The following is a 16,390-nucleotide window of genomic DNA, read 5'->3' as shown; positions in this document are numbered from 1 at the left end:
ATGAGATACAATGCAATTCCGGTTTCTTTGTTTATAGAAAACCGAAAAAGATTTACCGAAAAAATGAAGCCGAATAGTTTGGCTATTTTAACTTCAAACGACGTAATGCCAAATAACGCAGATGATGTTATGGGCTTTTCACAAAACAATGATTTGTTTTATCTATCTGGAATTGATCAGGACGAAACCATTCTAGTGCTTTATCCAGATGCTTTTAAAGAAGAAAACAAAGCCATACTTTTTGTAAAAGAAGCAAATGAACATACGCTAATTTGGGATGGTAATTTTTTAACCAAAGAACAAGCTACGGCTATTTCTGGAATACAGAATATCAAATGGATTCATGAGTTTGAAAAGACTTTACAGCTTTTTGCTTTTGAGGCCGATACTTTTTATTTAGGGCACAACGAGCATATCAAAAGGGTCACTGCTGAAATGGAAACCAGACAAGACAGAATGATTAAATGGTGCAAAGAAAAATATCCATTGCATCAATACGAACGTGTGGCAAAAATAACGCGTGAATTGCGTCCAATTAAATCAAACGAGGAAGTTGATTTAATTAAAAAAGCAACGGCACTAAGTGTTGAAGGTTTTAATAGAGTTTTAAATACAATTCGCCCCAATATAAAAGAATACGAATTGGAAGCTGAATTGCTGTACGCTACCGTTAAAAATGGCGGAACGAGACAAGCATTCAAATCAATTATAGCATCTGGCACAAATGCGTGCTCACTTCATTATAATTCCAATGATGATGTTTGTAAAGAAAACGACATGGTACTACTTGATTTTGGAAGCTGTTATGCCAATTATAATTCAGATACAACAAGATGCATTCCGGTTAACGGAACTTTTAGTGCGAGACAAAAAGAGGTTTACGAATCGGTTTTACATTGCTTAAAAGAAGGTTCAAAATTATTGAAACCAGGAGTTTTGTCTAAAGATTACGAACTTCAAATGGCAAAATTAATTGAAACTGAATTGGTGAAATTAGGTTTGATTACAGAAGACGAAATTAAAAATCAAGATCCAGAGAAACCTGCTTACAAGAAATACTTTATGCATGGAACGGCGCATCACTTAGGTTTGGATGTTCATGATGTGGGATTGTATTCTAGACCTTTTGAAAAAGGAATGGTGCTGACTTGCGAGCCTGGAATTTACATTAGAGAGGAAGGAATAGGTTGTCGTTTAGAAAATGATTATCTGATAACAGAAAACGGAAACATTAATTTGAGTGAAGCCATGCCGATCGAAATTGCAGAAATTGAAAATTTAATTAAAAATAAAAAGTAAGATGAAAAAGTATTTGTTGTTTTTTCTGTTTGTATGCACATCTGTTTTTGCACAGCAGGATATTGATATTAACGATCTAAATTGGCTGCCAAATTCTCATTCGTTTTGGGTAAACAAAGACAATAGCGTGGTGGTTTATGATGTTGATAAGCTAGATAAGCAAATTACAATTTTGTCTAAATCGCAATTGGCTGCGGCAGGATTTACGGGAGAGATCGAGAAGTTGGTTTGGAATGACTCAAAAACAAGAGTTTTGGTCTATACCAATTCAAAAAAAGTATGGAGAGAAAATACCAAAGGCGATTATTGGTTTTTTGATTTGACTACAGGAAAAGGAAAACAATTAGGTAAAAGCCTTGATGCATCTTCCTTAATGTTTGCTAAATTTTCGAGCGATAATGAAAATGTTGCCTATGTTTCCAAACATAATATTTATGTGGAAAATCTAAATACAGGAAAAATTACTCCTTTAACCACAGACGGTACAGATAAAATCATCAACGGAACTTTTGATTGGGTTTATGAAGAAGAATTGGCTGCCCGTGACGGATTCAGATGGAGCCCAGACGGAAAAAGTATTGCTTTTTGGAGAGTAGATGCCACTTCGACCAAATTTCATTTCATGATCAATAATACCGATTCGCTTTATCCAGTTATTGTTCCAGTTGAATATCCAAAGGCAGGAGAAAAACCGTCTTCGGTAAAAATTGGAATTGTAAATATTGATTCGGTACAAACCAATTGGTTAAACATTCCAGGAGAACCTGATAATAATTATTTAGTTCGTATGAAATGGCTTAGCAACGAATCTGTTATGGTGATTCAGTTAAACCGAAATCAGAACCAAGTTACCATGTATGATTGCAATGCAAAATCGGGATCTGCTAGAGTTATTTACAAAGAAGAATCTACTTCTTGGATCGATGTTTTTGATATTTCTGCGGGAGAATACGATACTTTTCCTTGCCAGTTTGTTGATAATGGAAAAGCTTTTTTATGGAGTTCTGATGCAGACGGATGGATGCATATTTATAAAATAAGCCTTGACGGAAAATCAAAAGAATTGGTAACCAAAACTAATTTTGATGCTTATTTTAAAGCGTACAATGAAAAGACAAAAACAATATATTTTATTGCAAGTCCTACAGATGCTACACAGCGCTATTTATATGAAACAAATTTAAGTTCAAAGAAAACAAAAAGAGTAACTCCAGATGCTTTTGAAGGTACAAATGCCTACGTTTTTTCAACAGATGCATCATATGCCAAACATACCAACTCTAACATAAAGAGAGATTACAATACAAGATTAGTAGCGCTTTCAGGACATAAAAAAATATTGCCGAAAGAAGCAGATGTTTTTGCGAATCGTAAACTTAATTATTCGTTAGAAAAATTTAAAGTAAAAACTAGCGACGGTATTGATATTGACGGAATTATGGCAAAACCATTAGATTTTGATCCTTCAAAAAAATACCCTGTGTTCTTTTATGTGTATGGAGAGCCTATGGCTGCAGTAGCAAACGATGAGCCTTATTTTAATTATTTTATTGCGAAATTGATTCCAAAAGGATACATCGGAATTGCGATGGATAATAGAGGAACTCCTGTAATGAAGGGAACAGAATGGAGAAAATCTATTTATAAAAACATCGGAATTATCAATACTCGTGATCAGGCAATGGCAGCCAAAGAAGTTTTAAAATGGAATTTTATTGATTCTGATCGTGTAGCCATTCACGGATGGAGTGGCGGTGGTGCTGTAACTTTAAATTTAATGTTTCAATATCCAGATATATACAAAACCGGAATCGCGATTGCAGCTGTGACAGACCAACATTTTTATGATAACATCTACACAGAACGTTACATGGGATTACCAGAAGGTAATGAAGCGAATTACAGTAAAGCTTCGCCGGTTACTCATGCAAAAAATCTAAAAGGAAATTTATTGTATATTCATGGAACAGGCGATGATAATGTGCATTATAAAAATGCTGAGGTTTTGATAAATGAATTAGTGAAATACGATAAAATGTTCGATTTAATGATTTATCCAAATCGTTCTCATGATATTTCTGAAGGAGAAGGAACAGTGAAACATTTAACGGATACTTTTATTCGATACATAGAAAAAAATTGTCCGCCAGGAGCAAAATAGAAAATAGTTCATTTATAGAAAAAGGAGAATTTCAAATGAATGAAATTCTCCTTTTTTGTGAGGTAGAAAATATTGGAATTTGGAAACTTAAAATTTGATTTTTTTTAGTTAAAATATGATAATATTTTAAACCTATAATCCAAAAGGATTATCAATACTCTGCATTGGTTCAGTAAACCATTTAGGGCCATCAGCAGTCATATAAAAATGATCTTCATGACGAATACCAAATTGTCCAGGCATACAAATCATAGGTTCGTTACTCACTACCATTCCTTCTTTTAAAACGGTTTGATTGCCTCTTACCAAATAAGGATATTCATGAATATCCAATCCTGTGCCGTGTCCTACACGATGTGGTAGGCCCGGAATTTCATAATCACCGCTTAATCCCGCTTGCGCTAAGACTTTTCGCGCGGCATCATCAACAGAACCACATGTAGCTCCAATTTGTGCGGCATCAAAGGCTGCTTTTTGAGTCGATTTTTCAAGGTTCCAGATTTTTCTGTGTTCCTCATTTGGAGTTCCGTAAACATAGGTTCTAGTAATGTCAGACAAATAACCTTCTAATCGGCATCCAGTATCAATCAACACAACATCATTGTCCACTAAATTCTGAGGAGCCGTAACACCATGCGGATATTGCGAATCTTCTCCAAATAGAACAATGCAGAAATAAGAGCCAGAGGCAATACCAGCCTTAATGTGCGCTTTGTGTATAAAATCGACAACAGTGCTTACTTCAATTCCGGGATATAAAATACTCGCTGCTGCTTTTTGAACCGTCATTGTAATGTTTTTTGCTTTTTGAATAATAGCAATTTCATTAGCCGATTTATGCATTCTGCAACCTGCCGTTATAGGTTGTGCATTTACAAAATTAAAGTTTGAGTTTGCTTTTGAAACACCATCAATAAGAAAAAAAGAAGCCGATTCGTCTAGCGCAATAGTGCCCTCAATGATGTTTTTACTTTTTAGGATATTTCCAAATAATTCGTACGGACTTTCATGTTCTTCCCAGAAATTTAGATTGCCTTCAACTTTCATAAAAGTCTTGAAAGTGCCTTCTTCAAATTTCGGAACAATATATTCAATAGTTTCATCTTCAAAAATTATTGCGCCAACCATACGTTCAGAAGCATTCCATTTTGTTCCTGTAAAATAATACAGATTAGTTCCAGCATTCACATATAATGCTTTACAATTATGCTCTTTCATTAAAACAGCTGCTTTTTTTACACGCTGTTGGTACTCCGATAAAGCAATAGGTACGACATCAAGTGTCATATTTTGTATTTTCCCTAATTCGATATCTATAGTTGATCCGCCAACTCCAATTGTCATTTTTTTATTTTTTAGTTATTATTTAAATGGGTTAAACTCTAGCAAAGTTCAATTTTTCAATAAAATTAAAAGTATTATTTCGATTTTGTCCTATGTTGATGCAAACTAGATAAAATATTATATTTTCGAGGTAATATAGTATCAGTTTATACATCGTACACTTACTTTTAAAAACTCAGAATAACAAGATTAAAATGAATCCAAAAACCTTTATTACTGCGTTGCTCTTTTTTTGTTTGAATTATTTTGCAGCAACTGCATAAGAACTTTAAGAAACATCATCAAATCTGCAGCAAAGGCTGAATGAATTATTTCCTAAAGCTATTATAAAGCGGGCAAATAAGTTTAATTTATTTATTGCTTTTAGGGTTCTGATAATTTTTGTCAAGGGAGTTTTTTACTTGGAAGTAATTATTTTATTGGACTATTATTAATAAAGAAAAAAATAAAAGTCAGAAAAGAAATAATATTAACACTAGATGTGGCGTTTCAACATTAAATCAGGTATTTTAATCGAAAATTAACATATAATTTTGTTGTTTTCAGATATTTATAATATCTTTAACTTATGATATGGGAATTGTATAAGATTTGTGTATAATTTTGCAACTGAAAATTAACAATTGACCCCAAGTCATAACTATTAACTTAACATTTGCCGGATATGAGAGTATTTTTATTGGCACTGCTATTTTCCTTAAGCTCGTTTACCTCATTAAGTATGTGGGACGAAGATGAAATTTTAAACGAAGTCGAATTTGCAAGGCTCAATGAGCATGTAAATGAGATTAAGTCTTTTACAGCGTCAAATCACAAGTATAGCAATAAAATTGCTTTCCTTGTTGATATGAAAATCAAATCAGGAAGAAATCGTTTCTTTGTTTACGATCTAGAAAACAATCAAATTTTGGATCAAGGCTTAGTAGCCCATGGAAAAGGTTCTGAAACTGGAATAAAAGGAGATATTTTACAATTTAGTAATTCTCCAGAATCTAACTGCACTTCACTAGGAAGATATTCAGTAGAAAAACCATATAAAGGTATATTTGGTAAAGCTTTCAGACTTGCTGGATTAGACGAAACCAATAATAATGCAATGAAACGTGCTATTGTATTGCATTCTTACAAAGAAGTTCCATCTGATGAAAAAGAATACTATATCATCAATAGCCACGGCTGCCCAATGGTTAGTCAAGAATTCTTAACTAGACTTTCAAAATATATAGAAAGTACAAATTCTAAAATCTTATTGTCTGTTTATTACTAAATAAAAGACATTAAAATATAAATGAAAAAGAGAGCGTTGGCTCTCTTTTTTTATGCCATTAATCTAAAATTTAATCAATTCTTCCCTTGTTCCAAAACAGGGACATTTTCTCTCAAACCCCCATTATTAGCAATAAATTAGGATAAACTTAACTCGTTTAATAAAGTAGATAGGAAATACAAGTCGTAAATTAGTAGAATAGTAATCAAAAGTTTATTTTATGAAAGCAGTACGTTTTTTTGGACACAAAGATGTCCGTGTTGTTAATGATCTTGAAAAACCGGTTCCTAAAGGTGATGAAGTTTTATTAAAAATTGGCGGTGCTGGTGTTTGTCACTCAGACCTGCATATTATAGACGAGGGAACTGTTGTGGGAACAGTTTTTACTCTAGGACACGAAAATGCTGGATGGATCGAAGAAATTGGCGAAAATGTAGAAGGATATAAAAAAGGAGATGCCGTTTTAGTTTATGGTCCGTGGGGTTGCGGTCATTGCAAACCCTGTCAGCAATCGAAAGAAAATTATTGTGATCATCAATCTGAGCAAGCATATGGCGGTGGATTAGGATTAGATGGCGGAATGTCCGAATATATGCTAGTGCCATCTTCTAGGCTTTTAGTACCAATATTTGACTTAGATCCTGTTATTGCTGCTCCATTGACAGATGCGGCACTTACACCTTATTCTGCTATAAAACGTTCACTTCCTAAATTAATGGCCGACGAATTTGTTGTGGTAATCGGAGTTGGGGGACTGGGCCACGTTGCGTTACAGATATTAAGAGAAATAAGCGGAGCCGAAATTATTGCTTGCGATGTTACCGAAGATAAATTGGCTTTCGCAAAAGAATTGGGTGCAGCTTTTACAATTAATTCTAAAGATGCTGATGCCGCAGAACAGATTCAGAAAATTACAGGAATCAAGAAAGCAAAAGTAGTACTTGATTTTGTTGGAGCAACTTCTACAATAGATTTAGGAACAAAAATAGTGAGCCTTGATGGAGATCTTACAATTGTGGGGCTTGGAGGCGGACATTATCAATACAGCATGAACGGATTGCCATTTGGTGTGAGTATGACTAATCCATATTGGGGATCAAGAACAGAATTGATGGAAGTTGTAGGATTGGCAAGGCAAAAGAAAATTCATATAGAAATCGAAAAGCATAAACTAGACGATGCCAACGAAGTATACGAAAGAATGCGACAAGGAAAAATAAAAGGCAGAGCCGTTTTAATACCTTAAATTAAAAACAAAAATCTGTCACAATAGAGACGGATTTTTTGTTTGTGATAATAATGTTTGCAGATTAAAAAATATCGATATATTTGCTCATCAAATCAAACAAATGAAAAACTCAATTAACATTACTGCAATTATCGCGATTATCATTAGATAGTGGTGCAGGGATGTTATATAAATAAGTAAAAGATACAATTTAGAAAACCTCCCCGCAACGGGAGGTTTTTTTGTTTACAGCAATTATGAAAAATTCAATTCAGAATAGCATTATTATTTCAATTATCATTATTCGTATTCCATGACGAGTTAGGATTCTATTGTCTATTCATAAAGCCTTTCTCAGTCAAATGTGAAAGGCTTTTTTATTTCTCAGTAACCCATTCAAAAAAAGAAGTACAAATAAAAATTTAAAATGAAAAACGAATTTACTCTAACGATCTACTCTGAAGATCAGATACGATTAATCACTAAATTATCTAGCCTATTTTTAAGAAAACAAATACAGATTTTGAGTCTTAATATATCTATTTGCGAAATAGAGCATATGTACAGACACACCATTGTAGTAAATGGAAGTTTAGATACAGTTATAAATTTAGCGGCACAGATAGAGAAGATTATAGAAGTTTTTAAATGTTATTATTCTTCAAATGATGAAATTGTTTCTAAACAGATGGTATTGTTTAAAATGGCAACAGAAGTATTGATGACGAATGCGAATATGGAAAGTTTGCTTCGTGAAAACGATCTCAAAGTTTCTGAAATTGAAAGAGAGTATGTTATACTTCAAACTGTTGGAAGAGATGAAGAAATGAAGCAATTGACTGAAAAATTAAAAGGATTTGGATTAATTGAATTTGTAATGAGTTCTAGAATAGCACTTATGAAATCTAGTGAAGGTTTTTATGTGGAAATTTAAAAAAAGCAACTTAAACAAGTTGTTTTTCTGCTATATTTCTTATTTTTAATAGTCTAAGTTACTAAAGCTAAAAAATATGATTTTAGGTACTAAACGTTTATTTCATTTTTTACTGTTGATTTCAGTCTTAACAATAACTCCTTGTAAACTAGAAGCACAGCTTTTAGGCGGAACAAAAACTACGACTGAAGAACCTGTAAAAACTCCTGACGATTCTTTAGGAAGAAGAACCCCTCAAGGAACGGTCAACGGATTCATAAAAGCAATCGGCGATCAGAATTATCTTCGTGCGAGCCAGTATCTTGTGTTAAGTAAACGTTCTTATCGTAAAACAGCCGAAAGAATACAAATAGCCAAAACTTTTCAGCAGCTGCTGGATCAGGGAGGTAATTTCTCGCCATCATCAATTCTAAGCAATAAAGAATTAGGACGTCTAGACGATAATTTGACAACGGGCATAGATTTGGTTGGAAACATATCTACAGATAAAATAAATATACCGCTTTACTTAGAAAATCAGGCAGATGATAGTGAGCCCGCTTTATGGCTTTTTTCTGCTGAGACCATAGAAGCAATTCTTGCAGCAGATATTAGCGGAGAAAAAACTTTTTTAGATAGAGTTTTACCCAAGTTTTTGAAAGATAGAAAATTAGGAAATGTTCCAATTGGTCACTGGGGAGTAGTGGTGGTAATGGCAGTGGTTACTTATTTATTGTCGAGACTTCTTATTTTCGTACTCATTTTTCTGATTCAAAAGATATGGAAAAAAGCAGATAGTGAAAAAGGAACTGCGATTATAGATGCCTTTACGCTTCCAGTTCAAATGTATCTTACGGTGATTTTATTCATCGCATCAACACAACGAATGGGAATTTCGATAATAGTCCGCCAGCGGTTTAGCATTATCATAATTACAATCGGGATTTTAGCTTTTCTAATACTACTTTGGAGAATGACCGACTTTGTGAGTATGTATACCAGAAGCAGAATGAACAGTAGCGGTAGAGCTTCTGCGGTATCTGCGGTATTGTTTTTAAGCCGTACCATGAAAGCTGCAATTGTGGTAATCGGAATTATTGCAATCTTAGGAATTATTGGAGTCGATGTTACAGCCGGACTTGCTGCACTGGGTATTGGGGGGATCGCATTAGCTTTAGGAGCGCAAAAAACAATAGAAAATTTTGTAGGTAGTGTTAGCCTTATTGCCGATCAGCCATTGCGAGTTGGTGATTATTGCCGAGTTGACGATATAAAAGGAACTGTAGAAGCAATCGGAATGCGTTCTACTACACTTCGTACTGCAGCTCGTACTATTGTAACAATCCCAAATGGGCAACTGTCGGCTAGTAAAATCGAAAATTATGCACATCGCGACCGTTTTATATTTAATCCGATTTTTGGTTTTAGAATGGAAACGACTCCAGACCAGATGCGCTATCTGCTTGTTGAATTAAGATCTTTGCTTTACGCACATCCAGCGGTTTTAAATACGCCACCAATAGTTCGTTTTACCGGAATTACAGTCGATGCTTTAAAAGTTGAAATTACGGCTTATATTGAAGCTATAAATGTGGAGACATCACAAGAGGTTCAGGAAGATCTTTTATTGCGAATGATGGATATTATAGAAAAAAGCGGTACTTCTTTAGCTTATCCGTCACAAACATTATATATGGCGCGTGATACTCCATTTTCTAAAGAAAAAGCAGATGAAATCTCTGAAACCGTTAAAAAGTGGAAAGAAAATAACGAATTGCAATTGCCTAAGTTTGATCCAAAACGAGTAGAGGAATTAAAGGATAGCATTAAATATCCAGATAAAGGAAGTTTTGATCCTAATGCAAACGAAACCATATTTTGATAAAAAAAACGAGCTTCAATTCTTTTGAAGCTCGTTTTTTTTGCGCAGTATGCTATCATTTAGACTAAGATTATTTTTTTAATACAATAGTCTTGCCTGTAAATTTGATTCTTCCAGTTTGAATGTCAGTAGAACCGTCAGGCTGTTTTCCGCCAACAAAAATAGTAAACCAGCCTGGTTCTACAACGAGTTGTTTTTTCTTGTCGATCATAGAAAGCTGTCTTGGCGTAATAGTAAAAGTAACCGTCTTTGTTTCGCCTTTTTTAAGATGAAGTCGCTCAAAACCTTCTAGTTGAAAGATTGGGCGAGGAGTAGAAGCTTTTTCATCTTTGATATACAATTCGGCTACTTCATCTCCGTCACGATCTCCTGTATTGGTTATATCAACAGAAACTTTAAAATCGGTTTCAGAGTTTAAATTTTTTGGAAGCTGTAGATTAGAATATTTGAAATGGGTGTAGCTCAAACCAAATCCGAAAGGATACAAAGGTGTTTTATGAAAATAACGGTAGGTTCGGCCTTCCATGTCATAATTATCAAATGCAGGAAGCTGATCTACAGATTTATAATACGTAACAGGGAGTCTTCCTGCTGGATTATAATCTCCAAACAAAACATCTGCTATAGCATTTCCACCTTGCTGTCCCGGATATCCTGCTGTTAAAATTGCTGGCAGATTATCATTTGCCCAATTAATAGAAAGCGCACTTCCGTTGATTAAAACCAATATTACAGGTTTTCCTGTAGCTTTAACGGCTTTCATAAGTTCTTCCTGATTGGCGGGAAGATTCAGACTTGTTCGATCACCGCCATTGAAACCGTCAGCTTCTACTTTCATTTCTTCGCCTTCTAAGCGTTCATTTAATCCCAAAACTAGAATTACAACATCGGCTTGATTCGCAGTTTGTACCGCTTCTTGAACTAAATTTTCTTGCGGTTCTGCCCATAATAGTTGCGCAATAGCATCACCATAATAATTTTGGTATTTAATTTCTATTTTATATTTCTTTCCTGCTGCTAAATCAATCTTCTGAGTACGAAAACGTGGATGATGCGTGTTTTTACCGCCTGATGTTTCTCCGCCTTCAATTTGAACCGTCATATATGGTTTCGACCATTCCGAAATGTTATAAGTTCCCGATTTAGATACTGTAAGATAACCGGTCCATTTTACGCTATAATTGCCCATTTTCAAACGGGAATCTGGCGTATTAATATCCCAATGAAAATCTACATTGTCATCTACGCGAGTAAAAAGAGGTTTTCCATTCCATTCCCGATTATCATAATATTCTCCAATTAAGCCTTGTGTTCCGTTTTCATTTTGAAAATAAATGGATGGGATAATTTTCATAGCAGGAACTCCTTTGGCTAAATCGGTTCCTCTTGCATATAAAACTTTTGCATTGGGTTCCAATTTATTTTGAATTCCCTTTAAAACAGTAATGGGATTGCTTGGAAAACCGTTGTAATTCCCCAACAAGGATTGAACATCATTAGCGTTTGGACCAATTACAGCAACGGTTTTAATATTTTTAGAAAGTGGCAGTGTATTATTTTGGTTTTTCAAAAGAACAATACTTTTCTGCGAAGCTGTTCGAGCAAGATAATCGTGTGCCGGATTATTGTTATCAGAATAAGGAATTTGTGCATAAGGAACCATGTCGTCTGGATCAAACATTCCTAGTTTAAATCTTGCCGTAAATAAACGTTTTACAGCGGTTTCAATATCGGCTTCAGTAATTAATTTTCGATCTACAGCTTCTTTTAGAGATTGAAAACTACTTCCGCATTCCAAATCCAAACCATTTTTAACGGCTAATGCAGAAGCACTTGCGGCATCTTTGGTTATTTTATGATATTGCCAGATATCAGTCACTGCGCCACAGTCAGATACAATATAGCCATTAAATCCCCATACATTTCGAAGAATATTAAAAAGAAACGGACTCGCACTTGCTGATTCCCCTCTAAAACGATTGTAAGCACCCATGACCGAGTAAACATGTCCTTCTTTGACTAAAGTTCTAAAAGCAGGAAGATAGGTTTCATATAAATCAACATCGCTGGTATTAGCATCAAAATAATGGCGGGACGGTTCTGGACCAGAATGAACTGCATAATGTTTGGCGGTTGCAACAACTTTTAAGTATTTGTCATTGGTGCCTTGAAGTCCTTTTACATAATTGAGTCCTAATTGCCCCGTAAGAAACGGATCTTCGCCATACGTTTCATGTCCGCGACCCCAGCGAGGATCACGAAAAATATTGATATTGGGTGACCAAAATGTCAATCCTTGATAGATGCCGTGCTGTCCTCTCCTTAAATATTCATGATGTTTGGCACGAGCTTCATCAGAAATTACATTGGCAACATCCAATACCAGTTGGCGATCCCAAGAAGAAGCAATTGAAATGGATTGCGGAAAAACAGTAGCATATCCTGCACGCGCAACTCCGTGTAGCGATTCGTTCCACCAATTGTATTCAGGAACTCCCAAGCGATCAATTGCGGGAGCAGAATCCATTAATTGATTGATTTTCTCTTCTAATGACATTCTCGATACCAAGTCATTAACACGCTGTTCGGTTGGTAAATTAGGGTTTTTGTACGGAAAATTTTCTTGCGCAAAGGTGGCTAAAGCAAAAAAATGTAACGCAATAACTATGGATTTTCTTTTCATAGGTTTGGGTTGGTTTGATTTATTTTTATATACTGTTAAATTAAAAAACAGCAATAACAGTTTGGTTTAGTTAGTCTTAAATAAATATACTTAATTCTATTTTAGAAGGAAGCAGAAAAGTCAAAATAAGTTTCACAGACTTTTTCAAAAATGTTGGATAATGCTATTTTTTTGAAAATTAGATCCGATTATAAAAAGGAAAATCTCCCAGTTTCCTAAAGTAGAAACGGGGAGATAATCAAAAATAAAAAAAACACAATTTTTAGAACGAGTATCTCAAGCCAAGCTGCCCTTGGAATCTTGAAGCTAATTGATCTACAGTATATGGTGAAGAAGTTGGTTTTTGGAACGTGTAAGTTGGATCGCCTGTTGCAACTCCTCCTAAGTTTCCTGATTTGGTCAAACCAAGACTTGCTGTTGAATTATAAGTGTTAGGAACAAAATAGCTTCTTCCCCAATCTTTGTTGATAAGGTTTCCGATATTGGCCATACTGAATGAGATTTGGAATGTACCAACTTTAGTAACCTGAATTTCATCCATTAATTTTAAATCGGCTTGAATGTTCCAAGGTGTAGTATCTCCATTTCTTTGAGTGAATGTTCCTCTACGGCTTTTTAGATAATCATTTCCATTAATAAAAGCTTCGTAATCTGCTACTTGTTGTGCTGCAGTTGCCGAAGGAACTCCTGCAGCATTCACTCCAATATATTTTGCTGCTTCTGTTGCATCTTTAAAGATATAAGCTAAACCTGCCGCTTGTCCTGTTCCAGCAATTGTTGAGTTAACAAATCCCCAAGAAAACGGATTTCCAGATTGTGCATTGAAATACACGTTAGCAGATAATGTATTGTTTGGAGCAACTTTTACACCGTAGCCAACATTAGAAACAATTCTGTGCTTAATATTAAAGTTAGAAGTTGCCAATTGAGGGTTATTTGGAGTTAATGATTGGTTCATCTGGAAGTTACTTTCCATAGAGTTACGAATTCCGTTTGTTATGTCTCTAGAATCTCCGTAAGTATAAGCTACCATAAAGTTGAAGCCAAAATCGTAAGTTTTAGAAATCATTTCAGTAATACTGTAACGGTATCCTTTATTTGTGTTTGATAACAAATACGCATTAGAAAAAGCTGAGTTTATGTTTGCAGCATAAATTGGCATTTCGTGTTTAGTGTCGTAAGAGAAATAAGTAGGATTATCTGTTTTATTTACTTGTTGGAATTCTAGGTCACGAATTACTTTTGTGTACATACCTTCAAGCGTAAATTTGTAACCGTCAACTGTTTTGTCAAAAGCCAAAGAGTTTCTTAAAACCGCAGGCATTTTAAATTTATTGTCCACTAAATCGGCTTGTACTTTCGGCGTAGCATCGTGGTAACCGTTAAGTCCGCCTGTTGCCAAAGGATCTCCAGCAGCAGCAACTTGAGCAGCAGTTAAATTGTTTTTGTCATAACTTCCGTATCCAACACCATCATTGTAGTAGGCATATCCTAACCAAGCAAACGGAATTCTTCCTGTAAATACTCCAGAACCACCTCTAATAACAAATGTTTTGTCTTCATCGACATTATAAGTAAATCCAACTCTTGGTGAAACTAAAGCTGTACTAAAGAAGTTATTTTTAATTTGATTTAACGGAGTGTAAGTATAGGTTGTTCCGTAGTTTGGATCTTCAGGAGAGTTTTGTACTTGCTGGCTTAATTTTGGTTTGTTTGGTAAATCGGTATAATCGATACGAATACCTGGAACAACTTTTAATTTATCTCCAATTCTAATTTCATCTTGAACGTAAGCGCTGTAAAGGTTTATTTTAAATTTAGCATACGGATTATTAAAAATTTCATCTCTTGTAGAACCATCAAACGGATAAGTTCCACGAACACGAGTAGGAAGCTTATTATAGAAATCTGTTAGAGATTTGTATGAAACTCTTCCGTTAAGTGCATTTACGAAACCATAGTTAATGTCGTAAAACTCATTGTGAGTACCAAATAGTAAAGTATGATTTCCTGTTTTATAAGTAAGGTTATCTGTAATCTCAGCAGTATTTTGTTTCATATTGAAAACAGTTGCTTCACGATCGTTTCCTAAGAAAATAGTTCCTCCGTTGTATCCAATTTCTGTTTGAGGAAACATGATATTATTAGATTTTGGATCACGATAATCTTTTATAGCCGAGTAACTTGCAATAAAGGAGTTTGACCATTGACTATTAAAGTGAGTCTTTAATTCTAAAACAGTACTAATCGCTTGGTTTTTTTGAGTAAAATCCATGTTTGCAAATCTAAAGTTTGCAGCATCTCGCTCTAAGTTTGTAGCTTGAGAAATTACGGTATTGTTTCTTAAAGAAAGTGAGTTTTTTTCATTGATTTTCCAGTCAATCTTATTGAAGAATTTCTGGCTCTTAGAAAAATTATTATAAGAACCATAAGTTCCAGGATCAAATCCGTAGTTTGATTTTACGAATTGAGAAATCTGTTCTGCGGTTGCGTTATCAACTAATGAAGTCAATTTTCCGTTAGCGTCAGTTTGTCCTGCATTATAAAAAACAGGATCTGTTCTTTCTGCGTATTCCATATTGGTAAAGAAGAACAATTTGTCTTTAACAATTGGCAATCCCAATCTAAAACCTACTTGATAATCTCCAAAAGAACTCGGCATTTTTGAACCATCACCAGCATTATTTGGTCCTGTTATCGCTGCGCTTCTGCCGTAGCTGTAAATAGATCCGCTCACTTTATTGGTTCCGCTTCTTGTCACAGCATTTACACTTCCTCCTAAAAAGTTTCCTAATTTAATATCATAAGGAGCAATATAAACTTGAATGTCTTGAATGGCATCTAAACTGATAGAATTGGAACGTGTACTGCTTCCTGGCATTCCAGAAGTTCCAGATTGTCCTCCTAAAGACGGACTAAATCCGATAGCATCATTATTAATAGAACCGTCAATTGTAACGTTGTTGTATCTAAAGTTGGTACCTGCAAAAGAATTGTTAGAACTTTGAGGAACAAGTTTAGTAACATCTTGAATTCCTCTATTAATTAATGGAAGTCCGTTAACTTGTTTTTCATTAATATTTGTACCATTATTTTTAGAAGAAGGTTTAGAACTTGTAATTACTACTTCTTCCAATACATTATTATCCGCTTTTCCAACTACAATTGCTGGCAAATCATTTTCTCCAAGAGCTAGATAAATATTTGCATTGGAGTAATCTTTAGTGTCATTACTTTTTATTTCTAATTCGTAAGGACCGCCAGCACTTAAGTTTTCGAAGCTAAAGCGACCTTGTTTGTCTGTTGTCGCTTTGTAAACTGCATTTGTAGGTAAATGTGTTAAAGTAACTTCTGCGCCTATAACTGCAGCGGTTCCATCATTGACTTTTGCAGACAACGATGAAGTTGTAATCTGGGCAAAAATACTTCCTGCGGTAAGGAGCATTAAAGCCGAAAAAAAGAGTTTTAGTTTTGTCATGTTATTTATTAGTTTTTATCCACGACAAATAAAATCTCTTTCCTTTGATTCGATTTAAGGCTTATGTTAACGAAAAATCAAAAAACAATTCTTTGTTAATTTAAGATAATGAAGACGTTATTTGATGAAAAAACG

Annotated in this window: 9 protein-coding genes; 6 read left to right on the top strand and 3 right to left on the bottom strand. The window is 34.6% G+C overall.

Translation table 11 applies throughout. The annotated features are described in order from the left end of the window. Positions 1–1,299, top strand: a complete 1,299-nt coding sequence (locus NCC77_RS22745; protein ID WP_250837610.1) for an aminopeptidase P family protein — start codon at positions 1–3, stop codon at positions 1,297–1,299. Position 1,300: 1 nt separating this feature from the next. Continuing rightward, on the top strand, positions 1,301–3,460 hold the full coding sequence (locus NCC77_RS22740) for a S9 family peptidase (RefSeq protein WP_250837609.1): 2,160 nt from the start codon (positions 1,301–1,303) through the stop codon (positions 3,458–3,460). A 132-nt stretch (positions 3,461–3,592) separates the two neighbouring features. Here NCC77_RS22740 and NCC77_RS22735 read toward each other — a convergent pair whose 3' ends face one another. Beyond that, positions 3,593–4,804 carry a M24 family metallopeptidase gene (locus NCC77_RS22735; protein ID WP_250837608.1) on the bottom strand — a complete coding sequence of 404 codons (1,212 nt, stop codon included), beginning with the start codon at positions 4,802–4,804 and terminating at the stop codon, positions 3,593–3,595. Positions 4,805–5,468: 664 nt separating this feature from the next. Here NCC77_RS22735 and NCC77_RS22730 point away from each other — a divergent pair. The 4 genes from NCC77_RS22730 (at position 5,469) to NCC77_RS22715 (ending at position 10,094) form a co-directional block, all read left to right on the top strand. Continuing rightward, positions 5,469–6,071, top strand: coding sequence for a murein L,D-transpeptidase catalytic domain-containing protein (locus NCC77_RS22730; protein WP_250837607.1), 603 nt, complete (start codon positions 5,469–5,471; stop codon positions 6,069–6,071). Between the two features lie 220 nt (positions 6,072–6,291). Next, complete coding sequence (locus NCC77_RS22725) at positions 6,292–7,317, top strand: NAD(P)-dependent alcohol dehydrogenase (RefSeq protein ID WP_250837606.1); 1,026 nt, start codon at positions 6,292–6,294, stop codon at positions 7,315–7,317. Between the two features lie 541 nt (positions 7,318–7,858). Next, on the top strand, positions 7,859–8,233 hold the full coding sequence (locus NCC77_RS22720) for an acetolactate synthase small subunit (protein WP_250837605.1): 375 nt from the start codon (positions 7,859–7,861) through the stop codon (positions 8,231–8,233). Between the two features lie 76 nt (positions 8,234–8,309). Further along, the gene (locus NCC77_RS22715; RefSeq protein WP_250837604.1) at positions 8,310–10,094 is read left to right on the top strand and encodes a mechanosensitive ion channel family protein; all 1,785 of its coding nucleotides are present in this window, start codon (positions 8,310–8,312) and stop codon (positions 10,092–10,094) included. A 70-nt stretch (positions 10,095–10,164) separates the two neighbouring features. Here the strand turns inward: NCC77_RS22715 and NCC77_RS22710 are convergent, their stop codons facing one another. Both NCC77_RS22710 and NCC77_RS22705 read right to left on the bottom strand, forming a co-directional pair. Further along, entirely contained in the window at positions 10,165–12,777 is a 2,613-nt protein-coding gene (locus NCC77_RS22710; RefSeq protein WP_250837603.1) for a beta-glucosidase, read from the bottom strand. Between the two features lie 262 nt (positions 12,778–13,039). Continuing rightward, a complete protein-coding gene (locus tag NCC77_RS22705) occupies positions 13,040–16,255 on the bottom strand; it encodes a TonB-dependent receptor (protein ID WP_250837602.1) in 3,216 nt (1,071 codons plus the stop codon). Positions 16,256–16,390: the final 135 nt, after the last annotated feature.

Source organism: Flavobacterium tyrosinilyticum, assembly GCF_023656565.1.
Classification (GTDB): domain Bacteria; phylum Bacteroidota; class Bacteroidia; order Flavobacteriales; family Flavobacteriaceae; genus Flavobacterium; species Flavobacterium tyrosinilyticum.
This window is presented reverse-complemented; position numbering and strand designations above follow the sequence as displayed.

Excerpts from the sequence above, each read along its gene's own strand:
- NCC77_RS22745 (WP_250837610.1), top strand. The coding sequence starts at position 1 with ATGAGATACAATGCAATTCCGGTTTCTTTGTTTATAGAAAACCGAAAA.
- NCC77_RS22740 (WP_250837609.1), top strand. The coding sequence starts at position 1,301 with ATGAAAAAGTATTTGTTGTTTTTTCTGTTTGTATGCACATCTGTTTTT.
- NCC77_RS22735 (WP_250837608.1), bottom strand. The coding sequence starts at position 4,804 with ATGACAATTGGAGTTGGCGGATCAACTATAGATATCGAATTAGGGAAA.
- NCC77_RS22730 (WP_250837607.1), top strand. The coding sequence starts at position 5,469 with ATGAGAGTATTTTTATTGGCACTGCTATTTTCCTTAAGCTCGTTTACC.
- NCC77_RS22725 (WP_250837606.1), top strand. The coding sequence starts at position 6,292 with ATGAAAGCAGTACGTTTTTTTGGACACAAAGATGTCCGTGTTGTTAAT.
- NCC77_RS22720 (WP_250837605.1), top strand. The coding sequence starts at position 7,859 with ATGTACAGACACACCATTGTAGTAAATGGAAGTTTAGATACAGTTATA.
- NCC77_RS22715 (WP_250837604.1), top strand. The coding sequence starts at position 8,310 with ATGATTTTAGGTACTAAACGTTTATTTCATTTTTTACTGTTGATTTCA.
- NCC77_RS22710 (WP_250837603.1), bottom strand. The coding sequence starts at position 12,777 with ATGAAAAGAAAATCCATAGTTATTGCGTTACATTTTTTTGCTTTAGCC.
- NCC77_RS22705 (WP_250837602.1), bottom strand. The coding sequence starts at position 16,255 with ATGACAAAACTAAAACTCTTTTTTTCGGCTTTAATGCTCCTTACCGCA.